Genomic DNA, 18,674 nt, shown 5'->3' on the forward strand with positions numbered 1-18,674 from the left:
ACCCTGTAACGTGGGTTTTCTCTCAAGGAGCAAAAAAGCCCGAGAAGAGAAAACCCACGGTACAGAGTTCTAATGCAGGAAATGGCGGCGCCCGGAAAAGACCATGGCCACGCCGTGACGATCGGCTTCGGCGATCACCTCGGTGTCTTTCACAGAGCCTCCCGGTTGAAGAATGTGCCTTACCCCCAAACGAGCCGCAGCCAACACAGAATCAGGGAAAGGGAAAAACGCATCCGACGCCAGCATCACCTCTGACAGATCTGAAATTCCCTTGTCCTTTAAGCGGGAAGTGATCAGCTTTTCAATGCAGTCCACACGGTTGGTCTGCCCAGACCCCATGGTTACAAGTTCAAACTCAGGCCCGTCTTGCCGACACAGGGCAATCGCGTTGCTTTTCAGATTCTTCACCGCCAGCATCGAAAAAGCCGCTAGTCTTTCTTTTTCCGGTGACAGCGGCTTCTGGGTCACGACCTTCATTTGCGACAAGCTCCACATGTCTGCGTCCTGTATCAGCAAGCCGCCTTCAATCGAGCGCACCTGGGGATGGGTCTGAGGACTCACAGAGATTTCCATCACCCGACAGCTTTTCTTAAGCTTTTCACAGGCGCTCTCATCAAAGGCGGGAGCCAGTATCACTTCGACAAACTTGTCAGTGAAAAATGAGGCTATCTCGTCGGTGACTTTCACATTTAAAGCAATGATCCCTCCGAATGAGCTTTTTTCGTCCCCCTGCCAGGCCTTTTCCAATGCTCGCAACGGGGTTTCGGCGATGGCCAGCCCGCAAGGCGTGTTATGTTTCACAACCACTGCCGTCGGCAAAGCCTTATCCCCCTGCCAAGACTGCACATCCTGCAAGGTCTTCAACGCAAAGTCCGCATCCAGATAGTTATTGTAAGACATCTCTTTCCCCTGCAATGACCTGGCATGGGCCAGACCCGCTTGGAACGGATCTTTCAACACAAGACCTTTTTGGTGGGGATTTTCCCCGTAGCGCAACACCTGCCCTGATTGTTCCGTCATATAACCCGCAATGGCCAAGTCATAAAAAGCCGTCATTGTATAAGCTTGCGCCGCACATCTTTGGCGGAACTCCAGTGTGGTGCTGCCTTGATGCTGGGTGAGCTCTGCGCAGAATTCCTGATACTGCGACGGTTGACTGAGCACTGTGACAGAGCGGAAGTTTTTAGCCCCGGCCCGCAGAAGCGTGGGCCCCCCAATGTCGATGTTTTCGATACACTCCTGAAAGGGGGCTTGCTTTTTCAATGTTTCATGAAAGGGATACAAGTTCACAACCACCAGATCCACCGGTTCAATGCCTAATTCAGCGGCCTGCTGAATATCGCTGCTGTCTTCACGACGGAAAAGCAATGCCGAGGCAATTTCAAAGCTGATGGTTTTCATCCGCCCCTGAAAGGCTTCCCCTTTGCCGCTGAGTTTTTCCACCGGAGTGACTTTGTAACCTGCATCGGTCAACACTTTAGCGGTTCCGCCACTGGCGATCAGCTCGATATGATGAGCGGCCAAAGTTTTCGCCAACTCCAACAAACCCGTTTTATCAGACACACTCAGCAAAGCTCTGTGAATGGATTTCATGAATGACTCCTTAGATATTGAACAGCACTTTTAAAAAATTCCAGACCGTAGGCCTTGCCCGGCCCCGGCAGATGCCAGTCATGCAGTGCCGCTTCGGGATGCGGCATCAGTGCAAACACCAAACCGGAAGGATCGCAGATTCCGGCAATCTGCGCCTGGGCCCCGTTGACGTCTTCGGTGTAACGAAGAACTGCCTGATTATTATGAAGCAGGCGGTTTAACACAGCCTCATCCTGACACACGAAACGGCCCTCGCCATGACGAATGGGCAAAGCAAAGCTGCCGGGAAGACTTCTGGTCCAAATGCAGGGGGACTTTTCATTTCGCTTTAGCTCGATCCAACGATTGATGAAATGACCCTGTTCATTTTTGACCAGCGCACAGCTGCGCTGAAAGTCGGCATCCGGCAGCAACCCCAGTTTGATCAGGGTTTGAAAACCATTGCAGATGCCCATCACGGGTTTGGATTTTACAAATTTCTGCAGCTCGCTCTTCAGGCGAAGCTCCAGTTTTAATGCCAGCACCTGACCGCTGCCCAGATGATCCCCGAAGGAAAACCCTCCGGGAATGACCAATGCCTGATAAGAGTCGAGCTGCCCAGGGGCTTCCAGCAAAACATTGATATGAACCTTGCAGGCTTCCGCTCCTGCCAGTTCGATGGCGCGTGCGGTTTCGTTTTCACAATTAATGCCATCGCCCCACAGAACCAAAAACTTAGGCTTGATAGACATTCAGAACTCCTTTGCTCCAGATATCGCGAAGATCGCTAAGACATTCCTCATGGCGCTGGCCTTGGAATTCCCAGCTCATAGCAGGCTTTTGTGTCACCACACCTAAAGCCCGTGCCTCAGGGAAGTGCGCCTTGAATTGCGGATCGTTGTCGGGATGAACACTGATCACGAACAGTGAGCCGGCTTCGGACCAGAGCTGCTTCCAACTTAAAGAGCTTAACTGCAATTCCATTCCCAGATCGTTGCCAAAGCCCGCTTCGGCCAAAGCTGCCATCACACCTCCTTCGGAAATGTCATGACAGGACTCCAGAAGCTCCAGCTGATGCGCCTCAAAAATACGTTGATACAGGTTTTTATTGCGCACCAGATCCGGGTATTCGGGCTTGTCCTCGTCCACCAGGTATTCCTGTGCCAGGACCGAGCCATACAGGCTTTCTGTGAGCTCTCCCAAAAGATAGATCTGATCGCCTTCATTTTGAAAGAACCCCGGAGCTGTTTTCTCTGCCTGGGGAACCTGAGCGATGGCTGTTACCAGCAACGTCGGTGGAACTGAGATCTTCACTGTGTCGCCGCCCCTGGTTTTTCCGATGAAGTCGTTCTTCATGCTGTCCTTGCCGCTGACAAACGGAGCCCGGAAGGCCAGAGCCGCCTGATAAAGCCCCTCACAAGCACGCACCAGTTGTCCCATTTTATGATGAGCATCCGGATTGCTGGATTTTTCCAATGGATCCGGCCAGCAGAAATTATCCACCAGGGCCATCCTGGAAGGATCTGCTCCGGTTGCGACCAGATTGCGAACAGCCTCATCCACCGCCTTTTGGGCCATCAAGTAAGTGTCATAATAGGAATACTGAGGGCACAGACCATTTGAAACTACCACGGCATTATTGGCGTCCCCCCCGTGAACGGACAGATCCAGAACACCTGCGTTGTTGGCGCCTTGCTGCGTTTTACCCCCATAGGGTTTTACTCGTGTGGCACCCTGCACTTCATGATCATAGTGGCGAACAAGAGGTTCGCGAGAGGCGACGTTCGGAGAGGCCAGAACGACCTTCAAAACCTTGGCCAGATTTTCGGCATTGGCTGCCGGCAGCTCTTTTCGTTCTACGGCACGGAAGAACTCCTGATAGGCCCGTGGTCCGGTGAAGTGGGCTTTCAGCTTGAGCCGGCTTAGACCCTCATGCAGAAAGTGTAAATCCAAACACGCCAGCATGGTTTCACCGTGATGGACTTCAAAGACACCTGAATCCGAGAACTCACCCAAAACGAAGGCTTCAACACCCATCTTCTTTGCAAGCTCCAGGAATTGAGGAACATTTAAAGGGTCCACAGCGTAGGACATGCGTTCCTGAGATTCGCTGATCAGCATCTCCCAGAACTCAAGTCCTTGGTACTTTACCGGATGGCAGCTAAGATCCAGGCGCGCACCGCCCGAGTACTGGGCCATTTCGCCAATCGAGGAACTCAACCCGCCGGCGCCATTGTCTGTAATCGCCTGAATCAGATTCTGATCCCGCGCCATCAGGGTAAAATCCAGAAGTCTTTTTTGTGTGATGCTATCCCCGATTTGCACCACATTGGAAGCCACCTGATCTTGCAGCGCCAAAGAACTGAAAGTGGCGCCGTGAACGCCATCTTTTCCCAGACGCCCCCCGGCCACCACAATACAATCCCCGGCACGGATGTTTTTTTCTTCTGACCGGCGCCCCTGCACCGTCTTTGGCAAGATCCCCACCGAGCCGACAAAAATCAGCGGCTTTGCGGCAAACTCGCTGGCAAAACAAAAACTTCCGTTGATTGTGGGAATACCGCTTTGATTTCCGCCCTCTTCGACCCCCTGATGAACACCTCTGAAGATAAGGCTGGGATCTTTTAAAAGCTCAGGCCGTCGGGCCGAATCTTTGGGCGGAAAAAGATTTGGAGTCGACAGACAGAACACATCCATGTTCGCTATGGGTTTTGCGCCAAGGCCGCAGCCCAGGATATCACGATTCACTCCCAGAATTCCGGTCAGGGCTCCCCCAAAAGGATCCAGAGCAGACGGGCTGTTATGAGTCTCCACTTTGACGCAGACATTCAGCTGGGAATCAAAATCGACGATGCCTGCGTTGTCTTTGAAAACAGACACCAGATAGCCACAATCTGAAAGATCCTTCGTGGCCTGTTGAATATATGTTTTATATAAACTCATGACCTTCTTGTTGCCAAGGGATGGAAGTCCCTCGGCGCTTTCGGAATAATCCACTTCTGCGGCAAAGATCTTGTGCTTGCAATGCTCGCTCCAGGTTTGCGCCAGACACTCCAGTTCAACCTCGGTGATCTTGCCGTCCCATCCCCACTTTTTGCGATTTTCAACGACTTCCGGCGAATTAAAGTGATTAAGAATGGTTTTGATTTCTTCTTCACTGAGTGCCAGTCCGCGCTCTTGGTTGATCCGTTCCAGTGTTTCCTGGTGAAGATCCAGCAACAAAAGTTCGGGATTGTGGGGGGCCGTCTTCCAGTAATCGGCAAACGACGCCCAGGTGTTTTTCTTTATCAACTCTTGCCCCGGAGCCACCGTCACTTTGTGTAACAAAGGGTTGGCCAATGTTTGAAACATCAGGTTTTCAATCTGTTCTTTGGAGACATCTCCGTGAACTTCAAGTTCCCATCCGCTATGAACTTCCCACGGGAAATCCTGCCACGAAGAAGTATTATGTTGCGAAGTCAGCAACATCAAAGCTTCCGTCGACGAGCGGGCCAGATTGTCAGTCACCCCTGCCAGAAAACGGACTTCAACATAGATTCGGTCGTCTTGGAATTCGGGGAATCCCTGGTGCATCTGTTCAGTGATAGGGTCAAAAAAAACTTTGCCCAGTTTTTTTTCCAGATCCGGTTCGCTCTGGAAGTCCGTTTTGGGTAACACCCAGTACAGTTTCCGGAGTTTTAAATCATGAATCGGTCCGGCTTGAAGAAAGGCTTTTTTAAGAGCGTTTTCGGTGCTCAGATCAAAGCGGCTGTGAACAGATAGTCTTTGCATTTTTAAGTCTCCATAAAATAACAAGTCTTCTGATGTCCCTCGGCAATATCGGCCAGGAAAGCTCCATAGATTTGATGTTCAACCCGATGAAACTGGGCAGTCCACTCAGGCAATGTCTCTCGGCCCCGTAGAATCCTCTGCTGTCGTAAAATCGGCCCGGTGTCCATGCCGTCGTCCACTAAATGCAATGTCACACCACTTTCAGACACCTGATCGGCGTGAGCTCGGGCTATCGAATCCAATCCCGGATAGGCTGGCAGCAGCGAGGGATGAATGTTCACGACTTGTGAAGCCCCCTGATGCCAGGACTGCAGGGTTTTTATAAAATAAGGGCTTAGCAAGCGCATATAACCAGCTAACAAGACCCAGTCTATGCGGTGCTCTTTCAGCAGCATTAGAATGGATTCTTCATGGGTGCGACGATCCGCAAACTTCATTCGCAGAAAAGCCGGAACTCCCAGGTCTCGGGCTTTTTCAAGAACCGGGGCCTCTTCCTGATCAGAAAGAACAAAAATTATCTCTAGTTTGTCAGTTCCTAAATCCTGCGCCTTGCGAATCAGGGCTTGCGCGTTGCTGCCGGTTCCTGAGGCCAGAATGGCAATTCGTGGCGGTCTCATAGTCCGATATCCTGTCGCAGGTACATACCCTCGAAGTTGATCCGTTCCATGTGTTCATAGACCTTGCTTCGCGCTTCACGCTTCGTCTGGGCCAAGGCCGTCACCCCCAGAACACGCCCCCCCACATTGACTAGCTCATTCTGGATGCGGCTGACTCCGGCAAAATACAGATCCACTTTCGGATCATCGACCGCCTGAACTTGAATGGGGCTTCCTAACTTCATCGGGGACGTTGGGTATCCTTCACTGGCCGCCACGACGTGGACCGACACTTCCGGAGAAAGCTCACAATCCTGGTTCTGCAGTTGATGGGTCACCGCTTTAACAATAAGTTCTGTCAGATCCGAGCGCAGTCGGGGCAAAAGAGCCTGCGTTTCCGGATCACCTAAACGCACGTTGTATTCCAGGACATAAAGTCCCCGGGCCGTCTTTATGAGACCCGCAAACAGGAATCCTTGATAGGGCATTTTTTTGCGATTGAGATGGGTCAAAGTTTTGGCAAAAATACCTCGAATCTCCTGATGATCCTGGGAAGTGATGAAGTCACAAGGACTGTACGCCCCCATGCCTCCAGTATTCGCACTAAAAGGATCCGAAGAAATTCTTTTGTAATCACAGGCCGTACCTAAGACAACAAAGTCTTCACCATCACATAAAGCGAAGGCCGACAGTTCAGGCCCCTGCAGACATTCTTCCAGAAGCAGAGGGAAGCCAAAGTGCTCACCCAAAGTTCGGACCGCCTCCCGGGCCTTGTCTTTGCTTTCGCAAACCCAGACACCCTTTCCCTGAGCCAAGCCGTCCGCTTTGATCACCAGAGGACTTGCGAAATCATGCGCCTCCACTGACTTCAAGGCCTCAGGCAAAGAATAACTGACCTGACAGGCCGCGGTCTTTACGCCGGCTTCTTTTAAAACGCCTTTGCAAAAAAGTTTAGAGGCCTCAAGCCTAGCCACCTCTGCAGAGGGAGCAAAACAGGAAATGCCGTGTGCTTCAAGACGGGGTTTAAGATCCGAAAGGATCATGATCTCAGGACCAATCACCACCAGGGATACGCCATGACGGACACAGAAACTTTCGATGTCTTCGGTACTTTCACAGGGTGCACATGAAATCCCCGCCTGTTGCATCCCTGAGTTGCCAGGGCAAACCCACAAATCGGTGATCATGGGGGATTTCAGCAGAGCCCGCGCCAAGGCGTGCTCCCGTCCCCCTTTTCCGACGACAACGACCTTCATGACAATGGCTCCATCTCTTGAACTTTCTTAAACCAGAAGCGCAAATTCACATCGGGCGCAAAGGGCGTCGGCCGTCGCAGAGCCACCGCCACCTCATTGGCCAGGGCTTGATACAGATAAGAGGCGACTTGAATCTGTGCGGCAGTCAGCGGCAGAGGGTGCTGTTTCAGTTCTTCGATGCAGATCTTTTTCCAATCCTGGGTCTTTCTTTCCTGTGCCAGGTCCTTGGCCTTTTTAACCGCCTCACTCCAGGCGGATCCGGCATAGATCTGGCGCAGGAACTCTTTGGAAAGCGGCAGGTTTTCATAGGTCAGGCGTAACTCATCAGGTCCGATGGAATCCACCAGCATCAACTCGCGCTGCCCGTTCACGTCATTCCTGAACGCGTACTCCACTTTGCCGTCCCAGAGTTTCACACCGAAAGAGGCAAAGAGATCCTCCATCAGTTGACTGACCTGTTGCGTATGGGCCTTCAGACCGTGCAACTCTTCTTCTGACACCACATGCATGGCTTGGATTTCCGCTCTGGAAAGATAGCGATCTGTGCTTTCCAGCTTGGTGGAGAACTCTATCAAAGCCGGAGCAAAGCTGCTGTCACTGGTGGGGATGGGGTTCAATCCCAGATCCTGAGCATAGGCCGGATTCCTGGCCAGTCGGGCTTGCAGCGAATTCCCCATCCCCAAATGACGACGGAAGATCACCTCCAGGGGAACCAGACACTGCGTCGGACGATGGGCATAAGCACCGTAATCATAGCGGTCTTCTTTCCATTCGGGCCGCAGAACATCGACGGCTTGAACCTCAATGGAGTTTCGGTTTTTCTGCCCGAGGTAGTGGGAGGAAATTCCTTTTTCCGAAAGATAGTCAAAGAACATGCCGGCCATGACCGCCAAGGCCTCCCCTTTCAAGGGGATCTCGTCAGGCATTTCGCCCCAGTCAAAAATGGAATAACGGTTGCTGTACTGAAAAATGATTTTGCCATCACCGCTTTTGTAAAGATCCTTCACTGAACCTTTATAGATTAGATTCATTTTGCCGCCCCCAACATCATGAGCTTCTTCCACTGCTCTACAAAGTTCGTCACATTGTTGGCCCCAACCCAGAATCCGCCGTGGCGAGCTTTGGCAAAGAAATCCAGCGCCAGATTTGAACTTGCCAGTTGTTCTTTTTCGCACAGGAACAGATTGAGTCCCTGTGTTCTGGGCAATTCCCAGGGGCTGACGATTTCACCAAGACAGTTTTTAGCATTGGCTGCAGTCCATTCCACGGGGAGTTGGGTTTGTGCCTGGATCTCGTCCAAAGCCTTTTGAATGGGCGAATAACTTTCAAGGCTGCGGTTCCAGTGCAGGCAAATTCGGTCCCGGGGAACTTGATTCAGGTGTAGCAGATAATCACTTATGGTCCCGGCATTTTCCTCGGTCACAGCCATCACCGGGACTCCACGCGGCATCTGCACAATAGACAGGAACGAATCCAAACCGGCAAAGGCACCATTGACCGCCACTCCGAAAACAGGCTTCTCTGTCAAGGAAGCCACCACTCCGGGAAGATGGGCCGCAAGACCTGCACCCGCCACAAAAACGTCGGCTTTGCAGGTCGTGACGATCTCGTGGACCTTTTGTGGATCCCGATGGGCAGAAGCCACCTGCATTTTTACTTCACCACATTTTTCCAGAGAGCGGCACAGCGGACCGTACACACGCTCGTCATTTGCACTGCCAAAAAGAACCTGTATCTTCATAGTTCACCACCAAGGTTAAGGTTCCGCGTCCTCATAAAGTTTTCGCTTGAGACCGGAACAGGATAATCTCCATCAAGGCAGGCACTGCAAAGGCTGCTAAGCCCCAGGCCCTCCTGCAAACGATTCAACGGAAGAAAGACCAGACCGTCCACTTCCAGAATCCGCGCCACCTCCGCCTCGCTGCGTTTGTGCGCCACCAAGGATTCCCCTTCCGGGAAATCAATTCCATAAAAACAAGGATGGCGGATCGGAGGGCATGTGCTGGCCAGATAGACTTTCTCCGCACCCGCTTCACGCAGCAGACGCACAATACGATTGGACGTCGTGCCCCGCACGATACTGTCGTCCACGAGCAGAATCTTTTTACCTTTGATCTCACTTTGAACGGGCGAGAGTTTCAGATTCACCATCATCTTGCGAACTTCAGGTTCATTGACAATGAAGCTTCTTTGTACGTAGCGGTTTTTAATAAGAACCTCGCGGTAAGGCCTTTCCAGTACCTCCGCCAGACGACAGGCCGCTGCGCGGGATGTATCCGGCACCGGGGCCACCAGGTCCACATCAATCCCTTGCTTTTGACATTCCTGCGCCAGAATTTCACCCAGTTTCAAACGAACTTCATACACCGGACGTCCGTGCCATTCGGTTTCAGAGCCGGCAAAATAGATCCATTCAAACATGCAGGGACGCGGCTTTTTTTCCGTCAAAACTGACGACTGAAAATTCAGATCTTTATCCACCAGCACCAATTCACCGGGGCGCAGATCACGCCAGTACTCAAACCCCAAACCAAAAAACACCTGCTTTTCAGAGGCAAAACAGTAACTGTATTTGTCCCCTTGCCGTTTTCGCCCGATCAGAAGAGGACGAATTCCATTCATATCGCAGAATGCAAAAAGTCCGTGATCTGCCAACATGCCAATGGCACTGTAAGCGCCCTGAACCTGTTGCAAAAGTTCCTTCACTGACGCGGACAAGTTGCCGGCAATGTCGGCAGACTCTTTGCGCGAAGCCAGTCCCACGGCCACCATATGCATAAGAATTTCCAGGTCGTTACGCGAGAATGTGCGACGTAGTTTTCGGTCCCGAAGATAATCCACGATCTCGTCGTAGTTGGTGACATTGCCGTTATGGATCATCCCGATTCCATAAGGGTAGCTGAGGAAGATGGGCTGCAGGTCCTCTTTGTCGACACTGCCGATGGTGGAATAGCGAGTGTGACCCAATGCCATGCTGCCTTTCAGGCGCTGACGGCGTTCGCTGGTAAAAACATCTTCCACCAGGCCAAGGCCTTTTTCCAGATGGAACTGGCAGCGTTCAAAGTCGTAACTTAAAATTCCGGCAGCATCCTGGCCGCGATGCTGAAGGGCGAATAACGCCGGATACAGCTTTTCCCCGGCCTGATCTTCTCCGATAAGACCTACGACTCCGCACATGGAAGCACTCCCTGAAAAAACAAAAACGGCGTCACTGGGACGCCGTTTTTATTGATATTAATATTTGATTTTTTTAGCTGACACTTCGGGTTTGCAGACACACAGCGGGTGCCGAATCGGGTTTTCTCTCCCGAGGGTGGGGCTCCCAGTGGCATCGAATGTTTGGTTAACATTTCAGGTGTCATGGCCATCAACGCTAGCGACCACGACAGAGTTCCGTCAAGACCCCTGACAGAATCCTAACAATTCAACACAGCTTGCCACACTACTTACAAGCCTGCCCGTGATTGCCACCCTTACATCCCAGGGCCTCACGCAATTCGGGCTTTGCATAATAGATGCGGTCAACACGCTGGCCCGTTGCTGGGTGTGAGTCGACATGATAAGGATCGTTATGTCGGCCCCCCGAAGCCTGATGTTTCATAAATTCCTGAAGTTCCGGACACGCCCCCTGAGTGGCGCTGTTAATCTTGTTTAAACTGGATTCCAGAATATTCGAACAGCCGGTGCCATAAAAATGCGCCTGCGAAGCAAAGGCAAACTCTTGTCTTTTGCCCGCTTCAGGAATCTCCTTGATTTTGGAGGCAAGCGCCTCTGCCGCAATCCAGTCGGAAAACGCCTCTCCGATATGGCCGGAGTTGGTCAGCATCGAGCAGTATTTGAACTTGTCATAATTGTCTCGGATTCTTTGTCGCTCATCCTCAAACCGAGCCATGGTGGCATCGCGAGCAGGAGCCTCCTCGCCTTCACCCTGCAGGTCCTCCATTTCAGACATCTCATTTTTCAAATCCTGTTCAAACTTGTCGACGTTTGAGAGCAAATTCTTCATCGAAGGAATTTTAACATTCAAAGAGCTTGGCGACTGCAGACAGGCCACGACGGATTTAAAGGGGTTCTTCTCCATAAACACGGGGGCAAAGACCTCTTTTCCTGCCGCACGCCGACCTTCTATCCAGTCGGGTTCTATCAATCCTTCCTGACTGCGTCCCATCGTCATTGTGCAGGGATCAAAGGCATGGCCGATTTCGTGGGCCATCAAGGAAAACAGAGAAGCCTCCGGCATATTCATGGACTGTGGACACACGGTGATGGCATGTTCATCCGGACTGTAATAGCCGTTAGGACCAACACATCCCTGCATGGCCAGATCACCATAGTTGCCGTTGGTGTTGGCGGGCTTGTATTTCACCGTGCGAATGCGCCCGATCATATTATCAATGGCCGCCGAGTTTTCTGCCGTGCGCTTGGATTCCAACATGCGGATCACCCGTGTTTTCATGTCGGTGAAGACTTTTTCCACACGCTGTTCGGCGGCTTTCAATGCGGCCCGGTTTTTTTGGAACTGTTCTTTTCCTCCGGCCTTTTCTTCAGACAGAAATTGATCCACGAACACAAAGGGATCCTGAACCACAGACTGTGGGAACGGATTCTTGGCGCAGAACTCGGCAATGCTTAAGGCCCCGATCAGTTGCGTATTGGGAATCGTGCGACCCTCTTTATCCCGATACAGATAAAAATCACCGGCCTTTTCCGCCAATTTACCGCAATAACCTGCAAAGTCACAGCTTGCAGACTGAGGTGTTTCACAAGCCACCGATGCCCCCGCAGACGCTTTCAAGGCCGTACGCACCTGGGACAGCCGTTGCAAAAGGGCCTCTCCTGAGACATTTTGGGCCTGAGCCGCACAAACAGACAACGACATTGCCGCCAAGGTCAAAAATTTTATCATAGTTTATAAACTCCGCGCATAGCTACGCAGATCCTCAAGGTTCTGCATCAAACGACCAAATTCAGGGCCGAAAGTACAACCTTTCCGAACGATCTTTTTCTTGGAACCGGAAAGGGATTTGGAATAGACATAATTGCCAGCAAAGCAAGAGGCCGGTTGACGCTCGGTCGGGCCTGTTTCAATCTCTTTCCAGGCTCCTTGAACCATGGGCGGAAGTTTTCTTCCCAGATCCTTACCGTCAAAATAGTAATGACCCTTTTCGAAACGCAAGACATCACGCTGCCGCACCCCCACGTTGGTGGTTCGATCAAAGACGATTTCATCCGCCATAGATATAGATGCGAAGAACAGGACTGAGACAACTACGAGATACTTCATATTTTCATTTTAAATAAGAACAGGAGCAATTGCTGCACAGAAAAGCAGGCCTGGACTTTGATCGTAGCTTTGCATTCTTCGACCATGGTCCAGCTAACTCTGACCTGGAAACAGCCGATACGAAAAGGCCATGTCGATCAAGATTAAGTTCTTAGTTATTACATCTTTGCTTCTGCTGCTGTCCTCTGCCACGATCTTCTGGATCAATCGATCCTCTTTCCTGGATGACAAGCGCTCCTATTTATATTCTTCGGCAATGGAAAGAATCCAGAATGCCACTGATGAAATCACCAAAGGTTCTGACAAGGTGATGGAGCGGGTGCAAACCGCCCTGCTCTTTTTTGATGGCGCCGTTTTCTCCAATCAGATCAAGACGGTCGCCACGCAACAAAAATGGGGAAATATCCAGGTCTATCGCCAGGTGGAAGGTACCACCCAATTTATGGATTCCCTGGCCGAAACAGCGACCAGCCTTCCTCCGGCGCAATTGCGCTACCTGCAAGCCTTGCCTGAAGGGAAACTGCAAACTGACCTGAATCTGGATCGTCCGGACTCATTGATTGTTTATTTCCGCAAAGGGGAGTTGCTCATTTACGGCGACCTCAAGTTCGAGGGGTTGAAACTTGCCAGCCAAAAAGGAGCCCTGGGGCTTTGGAGTCCGGGCCGATCGCAATGGAAATCACCTGCAGGTCTGCAAAATCCGGAAATGGCAAAGCAGGCCTTTATGGCCTTCTTAAAGGATCAAAGCAGTGGTGTGCGTGAAGTGGAACTGGGCCATCGTGAATACCTGGTTTCTTATTCTTATCTGCCCCAGATTCAAACCTACATGTTTCAGGCCTTCGACAAAGCCCAGATCTATTCTGTTCTGAAGCAGACCATGAATAAGACATTGATGGCCTCGGCCCTCATCATTGCTCTGGGTTTGATCGCCACCTTTGTCAGCGTTGATTCTCTGACTCAAAGTATCTCTGTTCTGGCGGGGGGAATGTCCCTGTTTGCCTCTACAGGGCAGTCCAAGCCGATTCATTTGAAGTCCTCCGACGAAGTGGGACGCATGGCCAAGGTCTTTAACTCCATGCTGGAAAAGATCCAGGGCTTGCTCCGTCAAACCGAGGAAAAGGCGCGCATGGAAGCCGAGCTGGAAACCGCCAAAGAGGTTCAAACAACTCTGCTTCCGAAGAGCAAAGCTGATACAGATCGGTACACACTCAAAGGCTTCTATCAACCTGCCACCGAATGCGGTGGAGATCTGTGGTTTCACTTTAACGATGGTGAAAAACTCTTTGTCTTTATCGGCGACGCCACCGGGCACGGTGTTCCGGCGGCTTTAATCACCTCTGCCGCCCGTTCTGTCCTGTCTTTGTCGATGGCTGAAAACATCTGGGATCCGGCAAAAGTTCTTAGCATGATGAATCAGGTTCTGTGCGATCTGGCCAAAGGTGAAAAAATGATGACGGCTTTCGCTGCGCTGTATGATCAGACCAACCACACCCTGACCTATTCCAATGCCAGCCATGATTTCCCTTTGATCTGCCCCTTGCCTGCGGAAGGTAAAAAGCTGAAGAAAAATGACCTGGTCTTCCTGACGGATGCGAATTCAAAACGCCTGGGTGAAACCAAGGAATCCGTCTTTTCGACAGTCACAGTTCCCCTGCAACCAGGAAGTGCATTCTTTGCTTATACAGATGGCCTGATTGATGCGGTCAACAAGGAAGGAACGGCTTACGGTGAACGAGCCGTGATCAAAACTGCTGTGGACAGCACCAATCGTGGAGCCGCCCGAAGTCTTCATGATATTATGCAAAAACAGATTGTGGAGCACATTGAGGCTCAGGAACAGCCCGACGACATAACGTTCATCGGGCTCTACGTTAAACCGACTTAACAACGCGAACGTTGCCGTTGACCAGATCCCCGATACGCAGGGATCTGCTGTACATCACCTTTTCCACCTGCAGACAGATGTCTCGACGGATTTCCGCTGTTTTCTTTCGGGACGGGATCTGAACCATGTCACCCAGATCTCTTTCAACGATCATGGCTTTACGCTCAGGGATCGTGGAAAGAATTCTGTTATAGAAAGCGGAGTGTGTTTTGAACAGCGCTGCATACAACGCATCCACTTCGTAGGCCCCCAGGACTTCTGAAAGAATATCCGATGGCACCAACTTCAGATCGTCAAAGGTCAGAATCACCTGGCGAAGACGTTCCAGCTCTTCAGGGTTGTCATTGGCAAAAAGTGCCAGCAAATCCATCTCCTCTTCGGCGGACATGCCACGGATCACTTTCGCCAGGACAGTCGCCCCTTCCACTTTTGGTTCAGGGCGCATTCTAAGTTCCGTCAGTCTTTGATTGAAGGAACCCACCACGGATTGCACGACATTGTGTGGAAGCTTTTCAACACGAGAAATCTCTGCAAGAACACGTACACGTTTTTCCGCATCCAATGTCCCCACAATACCCGCCGTCACTTCCGGAGGGGAATGCAAGCACAGAACCGCGATGTTGGAAGGGGTCTCCTTGTCCAGAATTTGCTGACGCTCTTCCTCACGCATTTTTAAAACGAACGAGAACGGGTTGCTTTCATCCGTGGACATTTCGTGCTCAACATAAGCAGCCAAAATTGCCTTATAGACATCGCGAATCGCCTGTTCTGTCTGAGCTTTAGTTGGCGGATTGGCGCGCTCTTTCACTGCTTTACCCAAACGAGCCCAGGCCATCGCCGGGACCTCTGTAAAGACACGCTTGGAAACATCCCAGCCCAGGAATTCCATCAAAACGGAAGCGTTGTCGGCAGAATCGTTCAAGGTGTATTCCGTCACGGCCCGAGAAGTCATCTGAGGATATTGGGCCGCAATCGCCAGCACATGCTGCTTTACTGCATCCATATTGAATTCAGGTTCTGCAGCGACCTCAGGCACCGGTGCCGGGGTCGGAGCGGCTTGAGCAGCAACTTCCGGCTCTTTTTCCTGATCTTTCTCTGTGTGCTTATAATCGTGATTTTCTTTAAGTTCTTTGCGCGGTTCCTGCGCACGGCCGCGTCTCCACGCCCAGAACATCAAACCGGACAGTGCCAACAAAGACAGAATAACAATCAAAGCCCACATTTTCCAGGTCAGCTCAGGCAACGTATCGGGCTTGGGCTCCCCTTTTGGTGGGTCCGCAGGCAGTTCAATGCGTTTGACAGTCACACTGTCCCCCGCCGTCGCATCCAGATGAAGCTTGGAAGTCAGAAGGTCCTTGATGACCTTTTCCGTTTCCGGGGTCACATTACGAGACAACACCACCGAAATATCTGTCTTGGACTTCATTTCATGAAGTTTGTTTGTGGCTTTACCCAACGTCGGCACATCACCCATCAACGGCATGCCCGGAAGGTACTGCACATCCATTTCGTCGTGGAACTCTTTCAGTTTCTTTTCATCATGATCCAGCTCAATGGCGACAACAAGAGTGTAATCTGTCGGGCGCAAAATAGTATTCAGAACTGAACGAGCCCGCGCCTCATACACATTCTCCAAAGAGCCCATTTCTTCAATATACTGGGCCCAGGACGCCTGAGAAAACATCAACAATGCGAAAAGTACCGACCAACGCTTCATCATTTTATCCCTTTATCTTTCGCGAGAATCGCCCCGGCCAACATCTGCAAATGCGGATGTTGTGACTGACTTTGAATTCTTCGAATATCCTCTTTAAACTCACTTACACAGTCCAGCTCCTGAACTGCCACAAGGAACGTGTCTTCCCACTTTTCATCCTTGCTTTGAGCCGCTGCCGCCAGGTGTTTCTTCAGGTCTCCCTGAATCAAACCGTGATTCAAAGCCAACTGCTTGTACACAAACGGTTTCACCTCTGCAGGATAACTTGCGTAGTTTTTATAAACCCTATTAAACAATTCTTTGCGTGCCTCACCATCACGCACCCGCGCCAGTAAGAACATGCCTTGAGTCACCTCTGACTTGGACAGTAATTGTTTGCTTAGAAGAGCCTTGCCTTCGCTGCTTAAAGGTTCAGTCTGAATCAACACATCCGCTATGATTTCCTTGCGGGCATCTTTGGTTTTCTTATAGAAGCTTTCCAGTTGCTTCAAATCAGCTGCCGAGGGCGTGCCCAGCTTCACGAGAGTCTTCGCTGCATAGCTGTGTGTTTGCGCCGCATCCCCAACAACTTGCGCATCCTGGGTCAGGAACTTCACAATCTGACTTTGTAACTTTTCAACATCCTGCTTTTCTTCAGGTTTAAATGCCGGAGGAGCCACATCCAAGACAAAGATGCTTGCCTGGAAAAACTCCTTGTTTTCTTTTGCTGTCTTGGATTCTCCAAAACCCGCCAGCAGGTCAGCAAAGTTGTGATTCTTCCACGCCTGTCCTGTCTTGGAGGACAAGTGCGTGTTCACAGCCAAAGCCTGGGCTCGTTTTAGCTCTTGAAAGTTGGACTGATTGGAGCGCTGCTTGGAGAGCACGGATCCACCGGTGCCTTTAAAGACGGTGTAAAATCCAAAGATGGCACCCGCGCCAACGACAAGAGACGCTGCCCCGATAAGTATTTTTTTATTGGTGTTGGTTTTTGCCATTAGTCAAACCCCACAAAGCGGAGGCCCGCATATAAAGTCATAAAGTTATATTTGATATCTTCGTCTTCGGCGGAGGGAGCCGTCAGACTCATGCCCATTGCAACCTGCCCGATCAAAAGCAGATCGGACATCACCGGGATTTCCACCCCACCCCGCAAGCTCAGATCAATCAATGAAGCATTCAAGTTGTCCACAGACAGATTGCTCAACCCCAGATTCGCCGCAATAAACGGCGTGGGCCGCCAGACTTTGGCTTCAGAGGAGCTGTCCACGATCATGCGCATTCCATTCACACCAAACATATAATAGCGGCCGCCAATTGCCATGCGCGTGAACGGCAGCTGCTTTCCACCCCCACCCGCCATTTCCATAAAGGATAAGGTCATGGCCGTGTTCAGAGAAGGATTATTGATGGAGTAATTTACTTCCAGGGTCGTGGAAGACTCAACGGTCTCGTCAATCTCTCGACTTGGCATCTGATACTTCAGGGAACTTGCCCCCAAACTGACGTCCCAATCAGACGACAGATAGGCCTGTGCAGGCAAAGCAAGCATTAAAGAAAGAACGACACCCAGAATCTTCATCAGCGAACCCTGCTATTATTTCTTTTCTCAATTTCGATATTAGATGCCGGATATCTCATCTCGGCTCCTGTCTTAGGCAGTGGCGCCATACCCAAGCGCTGATAGACATCAGACAGATACTGATAAGCCACTTTGTTGTAAGGATCGATCTTCAAACATCTTTCCCAGGCGATCTTCGCACCTTCAAAGTCTTTTTGCAGATACTTGACGGACCCTTTCAACAACCATGCGTTATTTGAATATTCATCCAGCTGCAAAGCTTTGTCGATTTCCGCCAAGGCCTTTTCGTACTGTCCTTTTACGATCAACTGTTGACCTTGGAACACATGGCCGACCACACGATCCGTGCGGTCACGCTCCGTGGAGGGCATCCCACCAGAAAGGCGTGGCGAGAACAAAGCATCTTTATAGAAGGAGGATGTGTTTTCCAGCAATGCCACACGAAGCTTAAGCTCCTGCATTTCCGCCAGCAGCTCTTCCATTTTTTTGTCTTCCGGCTTTTTATCCTTGTCTTCTGGCTTTGGTTTTTGCTGATCATTCTTTTTCTGATCATCATTCTGCGCCAGTTCTTCGGCTTTCTTTTCCTCGTCAGACAATGGATCCAGTCGAGTGGCCACCGACAAACTTTCCCCTTCGTTGACCTTTACCATCACCTCTTTGGTGCGGTAATTTTGCTTCTCGAAAATCAGGAAGAAAACGTCACCGAGCTTGGATTCCTCTTTGACCTGCAATGGAGCAATCCCCAGAAGCTTCTTTTCCTGGCTTTGCACGTCCTTGATATAGACTTTTGCTCCATTGGGATAGGATTTGATTGAGTACTTACCAGCACATGAAGACAGCAATACTGGTGTTACAGATAAAGACAACATCACAAGTTGCCTTGTTTTCAAGATTTTCATTACCACCATCCATCCTAGATTCGGGGTCAGTTGACTTCCTACATTTTCTCGGCAAAGCTCGTAATTAACAACACTATGAAATACTTCATAACCTTAGTCCTATTTCTAACTGTTCCTCACGTTGCAAGTGCGGAAT

At 50.8% G+C, this 18,674-nt stretch carries 15 protein-coding genes; 1 reads left to right on the forward strand and 14 read right to left on the reverse strand.

What is annotated here, in order from left to right:
* Positions 1–69: 69 nt before the first annotated feature.
* The 10 genes from purH to ACZ5ZZ_RS13455 all read right to left on the reverse strand — a co-directional run bounded on the left by purH (position 70) and on the right by ACZ5ZZ_RS13455 (position 12,479).
* Positions 70–1,593 (reverse strand): bifunctional phosphoribosylaminoimidazolecarboxamide formyltransferase/IMP cyclohydrolase, encoded by a 1,524-nt coding sequence (gene purH, locus ACZ5ZZ_RS13410; RefSeq protein WP_464131709.1) that lies wholly within the window; start codon positions 1,591–1,593, stop codon positions 70–72.
* On the reverse strand, positions 1,590–2,324 hold the full coding sequence (locus ACZ5ZZ_RS13415) for a phosphoribosylformylglycinamidine synthase subunit PurQ (RefSeq protein WP_464131711.1): 735 nt from the start codon (positions 2,322–2,324) through the stop codon (positions 1,590–1,592). Before ACZ5ZZ_RS13415 ends, purH begins: the two co-directional genes overlap by 4 nt.
* Positions 2,308–5,343, reverse strand: a complete 3,036-nt coding sequence (locus tag ACZ5ZZ_RS13420; protein ID WP_464139836.1) for a phosphoribosylformylglycinamidine synthase subunit PurL — start codon at positions 5,341–5,343, stop codon at positions 2,308–2,310. The genes ACZ5ZZ_RS13415 and ACZ5ZZ_RS13420 overlap by 17 nt, the downstream gene beginning before the upstream one ends.
* 2 nt (positions 5,344–5,345) lie before the next feature.
* Entirely contained in the window at positions 5,346–5,960 is a 615-nt protein-coding gene (gene purN, locus ACZ5ZZ_RS13425; protein ID WP_464139838.1) for a phosphoribosylglycinamide formyltransferase, read from the reverse strand.
* Positions 5,957–7,195, reverse strand: coding sequence for a phosphoribosylamine--glycine ligase (gene purD, locus ACZ5ZZ_RS13430; RefSeq protein WP_464139840.1), 1,239 nt, complete (start codon positions 7,193–7,195; stop codon positions 5,957–5,959). Before purD ends, purN begins: the two co-directional genes overlap by 4 nt.
* Complete coding sequence (locus ACZ5ZZ_RS13435; protein ID WP_464139842.1) at positions 7,192–8,226, reverse strand: phosphoribosylaminoimidazolesuccinocarboxamide synthase; 1,035 nt, start codon at positions 8,224–8,226, stop codon at positions 7,192–7,194. The genes purD and ACZ5ZZ_RS13435 overlap by 4 nt, the downstream gene beginning before the upstream one ends.
* Positions 8,223–8,936: an AIR carboxylase family protein gene (locus tag ACZ5ZZ_RS13440; RefSeq protein ID WP_464118192.1), complete on the reverse strand. Its 714-nt coding sequence runs from the start codon at positions 8,934–8,936 to the stop codon at positions 8,223–8,225. Before ACZ5ZZ_RS13440 ends, ACZ5ZZ_RS13435 begins: the two co-directional genes overlap by 4 nt.
* Complete coding sequence (purF, locus tag ACZ5ZZ_RS13445; RefSeq protein ID WP_464139844.1) at positions 8,933–10,372, reverse strand: amidophosphoribosyltransferase; 1,440 nt, start codon at positions 10,370–10,372, stop codon at positions 8,933–8,935. The genes ACZ5ZZ_RS13440 and purF overlap by 4 nt, the downstream gene beginning before the upstream one ends.
* Before the next feature lie 265 nt (positions 10,373–10,637).
* Positions 10,638–12,101: a hypothetical protein gene (locus tag ACZ5ZZ_RS13450; protein WP_464131721.1), complete on the reverse strand. Its 1,464-nt coding sequence runs from the start codon at positions 12,099–12,101 to the stop codon at positions 10,638–10,640.
* Positions 12,102–12,104: 3 nt separating this feature from the next.
* Positions 12,105–12,479, reverse strand: coding sequence for a hypothetical protein (locus ACZ5ZZ_RS13455; RefSeq protein WP_464139846.1), 375 nt, complete (start codon positions 12,477–12,479; stop codon positions 12,105–12,107).
* 130 nt (positions 12,480–12,609) lie between these two features.
* Here ACZ5ZZ_RS13455 and ACZ5ZZ_RS13460 point away from each other — a divergent pair, with 130 nt between their 5' ends.
* The gene (locus ACZ5ZZ_RS13460; RefSeq protein ID WP_464131724.1) at positions 12,610–14,364 is read left to right on the forward strand and encodes a SpoIIE family protein phosphatase; all 1,755 of its coding nucleotides are present in this window, start codon (positions 12,610–12,612) and stop codon (positions 14,362–14,364) included.
* On the opposite strand, the gene ACZ5ZZ_RS13465 is transcribed toward ACZ5ZZ_RS13460, so the two are convergent.
* The 4 genes from ACZ5ZZ_RS13465 to ACZ5ZZ_RS13480 are packed head-to-tail and all read right to left on the reverse strand — an operon-like array spanning position 14,351 to position 18,538.
* A complete protein-coding gene (locus ACZ5ZZ_RS13465) occupies positions 14,351–16,084 on the reverse strand; it encodes a FliG C-terminal domain-containing protein (protein ID WP_464118197.1) in 1,734 nt (577 codons plus the stop codon). The two genes, ACZ5ZZ_RS13460 and ACZ5ZZ_RS13465, sit on opposite strands and share 14 nt — an antisense overlap.
* On the reverse strand, positions 16,081–17,055 hold the full coding sequence (locus tag ACZ5ZZ_RS13470; RefSeq protein WP_464139848.1) for a hypothetical protein: 975 nt from the start codon (positions 17,053–17,055) through the stop codon (positions 16,081–16,083). The genes ACZ5ZZ_RS13465 and ACZ5ZZ_RS13470 overlap by 4 nt, the downstream gene beginning before the upstream one ends.
* Positions 17,055–17,639: a hypothetical protein gene (locus ACZ5ZZ_RS13475; RefSeq protein ID WP_464118199.1), complete on the reverse strand. Its 585-nt coding sequence runs from the start codon at positions 17,637–17,639 to the stop codon at positions 17,055–17,057. The genes ACZ5ZZ_RS13470 and ACZ5ZZ_RS13475 overlap by 1 nt, the downstream gene beginning before the upstream one ends.
* Positions 17,639–18,538 carry a tetratricopeptide repeat protein gene (locus ACZ5ZZ_RS13480; RefSeq protein WP_464139850.1) on the reverse strand — a complete coding sequence of 300 codons (900 nt, stop codon included), beginning with the start codon at positions 18,536–18,538 and terminating at the stop codon, positions 17,639–17,641. Before ACZ5ZZ_RS13480 ends, ACZ5ZZ_RS13475 begins: the two co-directional genes overlap by 1 nt.
* Between the last annotated feature and the right edge of the window lie 136 nt (positions 18,539–18,674).

The organism is Bdellovibrio sp. HM001 (assembly GCF_055397275.1).

What these genes read in the sequence shown, in the direction of transcription:
- purH (WP_464131709.1), bottom strand. Translation starts at nt 1,593, where the DNA reads ATGAAATCCATTCACAGAGCTTTGCTGAGTGTGTCTGATAAAACGGGT.
- ACZ5ZZ_RS13415 (WP_464131711.1), bottom strand. Translation starts at nt 2,324, where the DNA reads ATGTCTATCAAGCCTAAGTTTTTGGTTCTGTGGGGCGATGGCATTAAT.
- ACZ5ZZ_RS13420 (WP_464139836.1), bottom strand. Translation starts at nt 5,343, where the DNA reads ATGCAAAGACTATCTGTTCACAGCCGCTTTGATCTGAGCACCGAAAAC.
- purN (WP_464139838.1), bottom strand. Translation starts at nt 5,960, where the DNA reads ATGAGACCGCCACGAATTGCCATTCTGGCCTCAGGAACCGGCAGCAAC.
- purD (WP_464139840.1), bottom strand. Translation starts at nt 7,195, where the DNA reads ATGAAGGTCGTTGTCGTCGGAAAAGGGGGACGGGAGCACGCCTTGGCG.
- ACZ5ZZ_RS13435 (WP_464139842.1), bottom strand. Translation starts at nt 8,226, where the DNA reads ATGAATCTAATCTATAAAGGTTCAGTGAAGGATCTTTACAAAAGCGGT.
- ACZ5ZZ_RS13440 (WP_464118192.1), bottom strand. Translation starts at nt 8,936, where the DNA reads ATGAAGATACAGGTTCTTTTTGGCAGTGCAAATGACGAGCGTGTGTAC.
- purF (WP_464139844.1), bottom strand. Translation starts at nt 10,372, where the DNA reads ATGTGCGGAGTCGTAGGTCTTATCGGAGAAGATCAGGCCGGGGAAAAG.
- ACZ5ZZ_RS13450 (WP_464131721.1), bottom strand. Translation starts at nt 12,101, where the DNA reads ATGATAAAATTTTTGACCTTGGCGGCAATGTCGTTGTCTGTTTGTGCG.
- ACZ5ZZ_RS13455 (WP_464139846.1), bottom strand. Translation starts at nt 12,479, where the DNA reads ATGAAGTATCTCGTAGTTGTCTCAGTCCTGTTCTTCGCATCTATATCT.
- ACZ5ZZ_RS13460 (WP_464131724.1), top strand. Translation starts at nt 12,610, where the DNA reads ATGTCGATCAAGATTAAGTTCTTAGTTATTACATCTTTGCTTCTGCTG.
- ACZ5ZZ_RS13465 (WP_464118197.1), bottom strand. Translation starts at nt 16,084, where the DNA reads ATGATGAAGCGTTGGTCGGTACTTTTCGCATTGTTGATGTTTTCTCAG.
- ACZ5ZZ_RS13470 (WP_464139848.1), bottom strand. Translation starts at nt 17,055, where the DNA reads ATGGCAAAAACCAACACCAATAAAAAAATACTTATCGGGGCAGCGTCT.
- ACZ5ZZ_RS13475 (WP_464118199.1), bottom strand. Translation starts at nt 17,639, where the DNA reads ATGAAGATTCTGGGTGTCGTTCTTTCTTTAATGCTTGCTTTGCCTGCA.
- ACZ5ZZ_RS13480 (WP_464139850.1), bottom strand. Translation starts at nt 18,538, where the DNA reads ATGAAAATCTTGAAAACAAGGCAACTTGTGATGTTGTCTTTATCTGTA.